This window comes from Aquimarina sp. Aq78, assembly GCF_900299525.1.
GTDB lineage: Bacteria > Bacteroidota > Bacteroidia > Flavobacteriales > Flavobacteriaceae > Aquimarina.
In genome coordinates, this window is the sequence record NZ_OMKA01000011.1 from 1 (window position 1) to 1,195 (window position 1,195).

1 protein-coding gene is annotated in these 1,195 nt (G+C 45.3%); it reads right to left on the minus strand.

From position 1 onward, the window contains the following. Window positions 1–1,195, minus strand: a 1,195-nt coding sequence (locus DG435_RS09110; protein ID WP_159098254.1) for an HYR domain-containing protein, incomplete at both ends; no start/stop codon positions are given.

Genomic DNA, 1,195 nt, shown 5'->3' on the forward strand with positions numbered 1-1,195 from the left:
AGTGGTTGGAGTGCCTAAAGCAACACTACTTGCGGTACATAGACCTGCATCAACAGTAACATTTACTGTGGCCGGACAACTGATTGTTGGATCAATATTATCCGTTACCGTTACCGTTTGTGTACAGGTAGCTGTATTTCCTGAACTGTCCGTTACTGTCCAGGTGATTGTCGTATCTCCTAATGGGAAAACTCCGGGTGCATCGTTTGTTACACTGGCCACTGCACAATTATCTGAAGTGGTTGGTGTACCTAAAGCAACACTACTTGCAGTACATAAACCAGCATCTACAGTAACATTTACTGTGGCTGGACAACTGATCGTTGGATCGATGTTATCCGTCACGGTTACCGTTTGTGTACAGGTAGCTGTGTTTCCAGAACTATCCGTTACCGTCCAGGTTACTGTCGTATCTCCTATCGGGAAAACTCCTGGTGCATCATTGGTTGTACTGGCTACAGCACAATTATCTCCTGTAGTAGGAGTGCCTAAAGCAACACTACTTGCGGTACATAGACCGGCATCAACATTGACATTTACTGTGGCTGGACAACTGATTGTTGGATCAATATTGTCGGTTACGGTTACCGTTTGAGTACAGGTCGCTGTGTTTCCAGAACTATCTGTTACTGTCCAGGTGACTGTTGTATCTCCTAATGGGAAAACTCCCGGTGCATCATTGGTTGTACTGGCTACAGCACAATTATCTCCTGTAGTAGGAGTGCCTAAAGCAACACTACTCGCAGTACATAGACCGGCATCAACATTGACATTTACTGTAGCAGGACAACTGATTGTTGGATCAATATTGTCGGTTACGGTTACCGTTTGAGTACAGGTAGCTGTATTCCCAGAACTGTCCGTTACTGTCCAGGTGATTGTCGTATCTCCTATCGGGAAAACTCCAGGTGCATCGTTTGTTACACTGGCCACTGCACAATTATCTGAAGTGGTTGGAGTGCCTAAAGCAACACTACTTGCGGTACATAGACCTGCATCAACAGTAACATTTACTGTGGCCGGACAACTGATTGTTGGATCAATATTATCCGTCACGGTTACCATTTGAGTACAGGTAGCTGTATTTCCTGAACTGTCCGTTACTGTCCAGGTGATTGTCGTATCTCCTAATGGGAAAACTCCGGGTGCATCGTTTGTTACACTGGCTACAGCACAATTATCTCCTGTAGTTGGC